Below are 7,712 nucleotides of genomic sequence, written 5' to 3'. Positions count from 1 at the left end.
CAGATGTGTATAAGAGACAGATTATAAATAATTCTTATTGTATCATATATTAGCACTTTAGAGTGTAAAAATTTGGTGAGATTTTATTGATTTTCATACGGATTTTAAGCATATACTTTCATCTTGGGCATTAGACGGTTAACCTATAAATTGTATATACTAAAAAGCCGAAAATACTCGAAATATGATAAAATAATAGAATGGAAAAATAACATGTGAAAGGAGGTACCCATGGATCAACAGGGAACAACAAAACAAGACAATCTAAAACAACCAGTTGTGACAAAACAAGAAATCGTTAAACAACCAGTTGTGACAAAGCAACACGCACTGCGCATGTTAGAAACTTACTTTGGGTATACCTCCTTTAGACCGGCTCAAGAGGCTCCGATTGCATCCTTATTACGCAATGAAGATGTAATTGGCATCATGCCGACGGGGGCAGGCAAGTCCATTTGTTTTCAGATACCTGCACTCTGTAAAGTGGGCCTTACTATTGTCTTCTCTCCACTGATTTCTCTTATGAAAGACCAAGTAGATGGTCTGTTAGTACAGAATATACCAGCGGCACTTATCAATAGTACACTTACGCAAGCGGAGTTTAATAAAACGATGTACGAAGTGCGTAGCGGTAAGATTAAACTCTTATATATTGCACCGGAGCGACTAGGGTCTAATTTCTTCTGTAATGTGCTGCGAGCGTTGCCTATAGCTCAAGTCATCGTGGATGAGGCTCATTGTATCTCGGAGTGGGGCCATGACTTTAGACCGTCCTATCGCCTCATTGGTGAGTGGCTCAACTCACTGCCTAAAAGACCTATTGTAGGGGCTTTCACGGCGACGGCTACGAAATATGTAGAAAATGATATTAAAAAACTATTAGGATTAGACAAGGCAAATGTGTATGTAACGGGATTTGATCGGCCTAATTTATCCTTCTCTGTTATCCGTACACCAAAGCGCATGGATTATGTGGTTCACTATGTGCGCCAACATGCCAACGAAAATGGTATTATCTATTGTGCGACGCGTAAGGATGTAGATCGAGTGTATGAAAATCTAACCCGTGCAGGCATTAAGGTAGGCCATTATCATGGAGGTCTTAATGATGAGGTGCGCCGTGAGATGCAAAATGCTTATGCAGATGATAAACTGCAGGTCATGGTGGCTACTAATGCCTTTGGTATGGGCATCGACAAGAGTAATGTACGCTATGTGTTGCACTATCAAATGCCGCGCAACATGGAGTCTTACTATCAAGAGGCAGGCCGCGCAGGTCGTGATGGGGCTACTGCTGAATGTATTTTGCTCTACAGTGGGCAGGATGTACAGGTTCATAAGTATTTGATTGAACAGTCTATCGAGACGCCTGAGCGACAAGAGGTGGAGCTCCGTAAATTACAGTCTATGATTGATTACTGTTTCTGCAGTAATTGTTTACGTAAATATATGCTTAACTATTTTGGTGAAAGCACCGTTTGGACTACTTGTGATAATTGTAGCTCCTGTAAAGGCTTCGGTGATAAGGTCAATGTAACGAAAGAGGCGAAGGCTATCTTCCGTGCTATTATGGGCACTGATGAGCGCTATGGTGCCTCTATGATTACCTCTATCGTGCGCGGTGAGCGAACTGACCGCATTATGCGGGCAGGCCACGATGCACTCCCTGTATTTGGTTTATTAAGTAATGTTGATGAGAAATCCATTAAAGGGCTCATCCAACAGTTTGTAGCTTCTGGTTATTTGCGTAGCTCTTCAGGTAAGTATCCTGTGCTATCCTTGACGGCTGGTGCTGAGGAGGTCCTCAGTGGACATAAAGAGGTGGAGGAAATCAGACAACATGTGTCTGTACCATCACGAACTAGTCGGTCTACAGCTACTACATCACGAGGAAAATCTAGTTCTGGGCCGGGTGGTTTATTTGAACATTTACGACAACATCGCAAGCGCTTAGCCGAAGAGGCAGGGCTTCGACCATATCTTATCTTCCCCGATACAGTACTTATTGACCTAGCCAATTTACGACCCACAACATTAGGTGAATTTGGCAATGTTAAAGGTGTAGGGGAAGCAAAATTGAAAAAATATGGCCTCAGTTTTTTACAGGCCATTGCAGAATATAAGGGATAATAAATTTTACTGTATATATGGTAGTACTATGTATTTTTTAGTATGATAGTACTATATATTGTAAGATATAAGGTTAGTATTATTCGACGTAGTATACATAGATTTAGGGGGACATATGAGTCTAGCAGATACACAATACCTCGGTATTATTGAAAATATTTTAGAACATGGCACGTATGGTCAAAACCGTACAGGTATTGCAACCTATAAATTGCCACATCAAATTATGCAATTCGACTTGCAAGAGGAATTTCCAATTTTGACTACAAAATTTGTAGCTTTCAAAACGGCGGTAAAAGAATTGTTATGGATTTGGCAAATGCAATCTAACGATGTACGCAAATTACAAGAAATGAACGTACGCGTATGGGATGAGTGGATGCGTGAAGATGGCACTATTGGTAAGGCCTATGGTTACCAAATTGCAAAGTACAAGCAACTTGATAATCTCATCAAGACTATCAAGGAAGATCCTGATAGCCGTCGTATGATTGTTACATTGTGGAATATTGAAGATTTAGATGATATGGCATTGCAACCATGTGCGTATGAAACACTATGGGACGTAGCTGATGGCAAGTTGAACTGCATGCTCATTCAACGCAGTGGCGATATGGGCCTTGGCGTTCCATTTAATACAGCTCAATATGCAGCATTACAATGCATGATTGCCCAAGTAACAGGCCTTAAACCTGGTAAATTTACTCATGTTATCAACAATGCTCATGTCTATGAAAACCATGTAGAAGCATTGCGCGAGCAATTAGCACGTCGCGATCAAGCGTTGCCAGCTCCAAAAATTATTGTGAACCCCGAGGTAAAAGACTTCTATGACTTCACACCAGAGGATGTTACATTAGACGGGTATGAACATCTAGGTAAATTGTCCATGACTGTTGCTGTATAGGACTAAATTCATGATAATTGTTAAATAGCATGATATGTATGGCTGTAGATATAGTATTATGTTCATGACCATTGCGAATTGGAATCCTATGTATGAATATTGCCATATACCATTAATTGAAAGAGGCTAGTATGTTAGCATTAATCGTAGCCGTAGCACATAATCGTGTAATCGGTAAAGATAATACCTTGATTTGGCACTTGCCGAATGATTTGAAATTCTTTAAAGAGAAAACTACAGGTCATGTCATCATTATGGGCCGTAAGACCTTTGAAAGTTTGCCGTTCTTGTTGCCAAATCGTGAGCACTGGGTGATTACCCGTGATAAGGGCTTTGATGCACCAGAAGGGGTTAAGATTTTCCATAGTCCTGAGGCGGCTGCAGAAGCAGCGCGTGCTCTTGATGCAGCCTATGTTATCGGCGGTGCTCAAGTATACGAGGCTTTCTTGCCGTACGTGGATACGATGTACATTACAGAAGTAGACCACGAATTTGAAGGGGATGCATTTTTTCCAGAGTTCCCAGAGGAGGCTTTCACTATTGAATCCGTTGTAGACGGCGCGGTGGATGAAAAGAACAAATATCCTCATCGTTTTGTAACCTATCGCAGAAAGGCATCTAAATGAGTGAAAGAATGTTTGCCATTATTGGCAGTGAATTAAATGTTAAGCCAAAGCAGGTGCAAGCTGCCGTAGAATTATTGGACGAAGGTAATACGGTGCCATTTATTGCGCGTTACCGTAAAGAAGTAACGGGCGAATTGCAAGATGAGCAATTGCGCACCATTGAAGAACGCATTAAATACTTGCGTAACTTGGAAACACGTCGTCAAGAAATCATTGCATCTATTACAGAGCAAGAAAAGATGACCGACGATTTGATGAAGTCCTTAGAAGCAGCCACAAAGCTTCAAGAGTTAGAGGATTTGTATTTGCCGTATCGTCCTAAGAAACGTACACGTGCGATGATTGCCCGTGAACGTGGGTTGGAGCCGTTAGCGGAAATGATCCTTAACGATACAGTTACCACTGGTGATCCCCTAGAGATTGCTAAAGAATTTGTAACGGAAGAGGTGCCCACACCAGAGGATGCTATTCAAGGTGCTTCTGATATCGTAGCGGAAATTGTTAGCGATAGTGCAGACTTCCGTGCGTATTTGCGTAAAAAGATGTGGAACGAAGGCTTTATTCAAGCTGAGTTGACGGGTGATGAAGAGGTACAACAACAGTTCTTGCAATACGCAGAATATGCTGAACCAGTTCGTCAAATGCCGTCTCACCGTATCTTGGCGGTTAATCGTGGTGAAAAATTAGGGGCTTTGAAATTAGCCCTTACTGTACCAGGTGATACGTATGTTGCGTACATGGTGCAAAAGTTAGAGAAAAATCCAAAATCCATCTTCGCCGACTATAAAGTGGCTGCAGTAGCCGATGCTTATAAACGTCTAATTTTCCCTGCTCTAGAGCGTGATATACGCAACGAGTTGACGGAAAATGCGGATGAGCAAGCTATCAAGGTATTCGGTGTAAACCTTAAAAACCTATTATTGCAGCCACCTTTGGCAGGGCACGTTATCATGGGCCTTGACCCTGGTTACCGTACAGGTTGTAAGATGGCTATCATCGACCAACAAGGTAATGTGCTAGATTACGGTGCCTACTATTTAACGAATAGTGAAAAGCTTCGCAAAGAAGCACAAAAGGTATTGGCTGATAAAATCCGTAAGTTCAAAGTTACTCTCTTATCTATTGGTAATGGTACTGCATCCTACGAAACAGAGCAGTTTGCTTCCACCATGATTGAAGAGGAAAAATTAGACTGCCACTACATCATCACCAATGAAGCAGGCGCATCTGTCTACTCTGCTTCTAAATTGGCTATCGATGAATTACCAGATTTAGACGTAACCATACGCGGTGCCGTATCCATTGCGCGGCGTGTACAAGATCCATTGGCTGAGTCTGTTAAGATTGATCCTAAATCTATCGGTGTAGGTCAATACCAACATGACGTAAACCAAAAGCAATTGACTCATACTTTAGATCAAGTCGTTGAAACTGTAGTTAACCACGTTGGGGTAGAGCTCAATACGGCATCGCCTGCTATTTTGCAACATATTGCAGGCATCTCGAGCACGGTGGCTAAAAATATCGTTGCATATCGTCAAGAGAATGGTGTATTTAAAAGCCGTAAAGAATTGTTGAAAGTACCTCGCTTAGGTCCTGCGGCATTTACACAATGTGCCGGTTTCCTTCGCTTGCAACATGGTAAAAATCCACTAGATAATACATCTGTTCATCCAGAGTCCTATGAATTGGCAGAACGCATTATTGGTGAATTAGGCTTTACCTTAAAAGATTTGCAAGATAAAGCGCAACTGGAAGCGTTACAAGTGAAATTACCGCTTGTAGATGCCGGAAAAATGGCTGCTAAACTTGATGCGGGTGTACCGACTGTACGAGATATCTTAGCAGCTTTGGCAAAACCAGGTCGTGACCCTCGTGAAGATTTGCCAGCACCACTTACTAGAAAACATGTAGTAAGTCTTGAAGATATTCAAGTTGGTACTGTTGTTAAAGGTACTGTTCACAACGTAGTTGATTTTGGCGCCTTCGTAGACTTTGGTCTTAAAACTAATGGTCTTTTGCATCGCAGCGAACTTTGTAACAGCCGTCAACATCCATCTGATGTGCTTGCTGTAGGCGATATTATTGAAGCTCAAATTATTTCTGTTGATGTAAAACGCAATCGTATCGGTTTATCTGTAAAAGCATTACAACCAGAAAAGCCCAAGAATAACGATAATAACCGAAACAGAAATAACAACGGACAACGTCGAAATAACAATCGTAACAATAACCGTAATAATAATCGTAACAATGGTGGTCGGCAAAACAATTAGTATCAATTGAATCATATTATTGAGAAATACTCTTGACTAAAAGTCATTGTACACAAAACCGCACTCTCTATGGATTTTGAGGGTGCGGTTTTTCTATATAACTTAAAACTATTTATAATAATGCGGAATGGATATATCGAAAACTATATATCTGATTGAAAATTTTAAATATAAAGCGTATGATGAAATTACAGAGGAGCTCTTCCTCAATATATGTTCCTAAATAGGAGGTAATGCTATGAGCTTGAACCTTAAAGAAAGATATGGACTTTTAATTAATAATGAATGGGTACCGGCATCTGATGGTGCTGAATTCAATGTATATAACCCTGCTAATGGCGAACAACTTGCTATTTGTGCAGAGGCTACGAAAGACGATGTTGATAAAGCAGTAGACGCTGCAACAGAAGCTTTTAAAACTTGGAAAACTGTTTCTCAAGTAGATCGCGCTGATTACTTGTTAAAAATTGCTGATGCTATTGATGCTCACAAAGAGTACTTGGCACAAGTTGAAACATATGACAATGGTAAACCAATCCGTGAAACTTTGAACGTAGATATTCCACTTGGTGCTGACCATTTCCGTTACTTCGCAGGCGTACTTCGTTCCGAAGAAGGCTCTGCACAAGTATTTGACGAAAATACATTGAGCCTCATCGTTCGTGAACCGATTGGCGTTGTAGGTCAAGTCGTGCCTTGGAACTTCCCATTCTTAATGGCTGCTTGGAAACTGGCACCAGCTCTTGCAGCAGGTTGTACAGTTGTAATTAAACCTTCTAGCCATACATCTCTTAGCCTTTTAGTATTAGGTGATATTTTAAAAGATATCTTGCCTCCAGGGGTTGTGAACATCGTAACTGGTAAAGGCTCTAAATCTGGTCAATATATCCTTGATCATCCAGGTTTCAGTAAACTTGCTTTCACAGGCTCTACAGAAGTAGGTCTTGATGTATATAAAGCCGCATCTGAACGTTTGATTCCTGCTACATTGGAATTAGGTGGTAAATCTGCGAATATCTTCTTTGAAGATGCAAACTGGAAACAAGCTCTTGATGGGGCAATGCTCGGTATCCTCTTTAATCAAGGTCAAGTATGCTGCGCAGGTTCCCGTATCTTCGTACAAGATACAATTTACGATAAATTCGTAGCTGAACTTTCCGCTTTATTTGATAAAGTAAAAGTTGGTTTGCCTTGGGAAGAATCTACACAACTTGGTTCTTTGATTTATGAAGCACAAGTTGAGAAAGTACTTAGTTATGTAGAACTTGCTAAAGAAGAAGGCGCTCGCGTTGCAGCTGGTGGTGTACGCGTTACTGACGGCGAACTTGGTAAAGGTTGCTTCATTAGACCTACACTTATCGTAGACGCTACAAACGATATGCGCGTAGCTCGTGAAGAAATCTTCGGCCCTGTAGCTGTTGTAATTAAGTTCCACAGCGAAGAAGAAGTTATCGAACAAGCTAATGACAGCTTATACGGTCTTGGCGGTGGCGTATTTACTCAAAACCTCAACCGTGCAATCCGCGTAGCTCGAGCAATCGAAACAGGTCGTATGTGGGTAAATACATATAACTCCATCCCAGCAGGCGCACCATTTGGTGGTTACAAACAATCTGGTATAGGCCGTGAAACTCACAAAGTTATTCTTGAACACTACACTCAAATGAAAAATATCATTATTAACTTGAGTGATAAACCATCTGGTTTCTACGATTTAGATTAATAAAATACAACTCTCCTATAAACTATAACAATGAGGCACCTCGTAAGAGG

Annotated in this window: 5 protein-coding genes; all 5 read left to right on the top strand. The window is 41.0% G+C overall.

Going from position 1 to position 7,712, the window contains the following annotated elements; all coding sequences use genetic code 11:
* The first annotated feature begins 336 nt into the window (after positions 1–336).
* The 5 genes from recQ (at position 337) to QZ334_RS05720 (ending at position 7,662) form a co-directional block, all read left to right on the top strand.
* Positions 337–2,130 carry a DNA helicase RecQ gene (gene recQ / locus QZ334_RS05740; RefSeq protein WP_416376194.1) on the top strand — a complete coding sequence of 598 codons (1,794 nt, stop codon included), beginning with the start codon at positions 337–339 and terminating at the stop codon, positions 2,128–2,130.
* 115 nt (positions 2,131–2,245) lie between these two features.
* Positions 2,246–3,037, top strand: a complete 792-nt coding sequence (locus tag QZ334_RS05735) for a thymidylate synthase (RefSeq protein WP_105089645.1) — start codon at positions 2,246–2,248, stop codon at positions 3,035–3,037.
* Positions 3,038–3,168: 131 nt separating this feature from the next.
* A complete protein-coding gene (locus QZ334_RS05730; RefSeq protein ID WP_009351009.1) occupies positions 3,169–3,663 on the top strand; it encodes a dihydrofolate reductase in 495 nt (164 codons plus the stop codon).
* The gene (locus QZ334_RS05725) at positions 3,660–5,939 is read left to right on the top strand and encodes a Tex family protein (protein WP_295232653.1); all 2,280 of its coding nucleotides are present in this window, start codon (positions 3,660–3,662) and stop codon (positions 5,937–5,939) included. The genes QZ334_RS05730 and QZ334_RS05725 overlap by 4 nt, the downstream gene beginning before the upstream one ends.
* Before the next feature lie 238 nt (positions 5,940–6,177).
* Positions 6,178–7,662, top strand: coding sequence for an aldehyde dehydrogenase family protein (locus QZ334_RS05720; protein ID WP_295232650.1), 1,485 nt, complete (start codon positions 6,178–6,180; stop codon positions 7,660–7,662).
* Positions 7,663–7,712: the final 50 nt, after the last annotated feature.

This window comes from Veillonella sp., from assembly GCF_019414865.1.
GTDB lineage: Bacteria > Bacillota > Negativicutes > Veillonellales > Veillonellaceae > Veillonella.
Note: the sequence above shows the minus strand (reverse complement) of the source record. Positions and strands in the feature narration are given on the sequence as shown.

Excerpts from the sequence above, each read along its gene's own strand:
- recQ (WP_416376194.1), top strand. The coding sequence starts at position 337 with ATGTTAGAAACTTACTTTGGGTATACCTCCTTTAGACCGGCTCAAGAG.
- QZ334_RS05735 (WP_105089645.1), top strand. The coding sequence starts at position 2,246 with ATGAGTCTAGCAGATACACAATACCTCGGTATTATTGAAAATATTTTA.
- QZ334_RS05730 (WP_009351009.1), top strand. The coding sequence starts at position 3,169 with ATGTTAGCATTAATCGTAGCCGTAGCACATAATCGTGTAATCGGTAAA.
- QZ334_RS05725 (WP_295232653.1), top strand. The coding sequence starts at position 3,660 with ATGAGTGAAAGAATGTTTGCCATTATTGGCAGTGAATTAAATGTTAAG.
- QZ334_RS05720 (WP_295232650.1), top strand. The coding sequence starts at position 6,178 with ATGAGCTTGAACCTTAAAGAAAGATATGGACTTTTAATTAATAATGAA.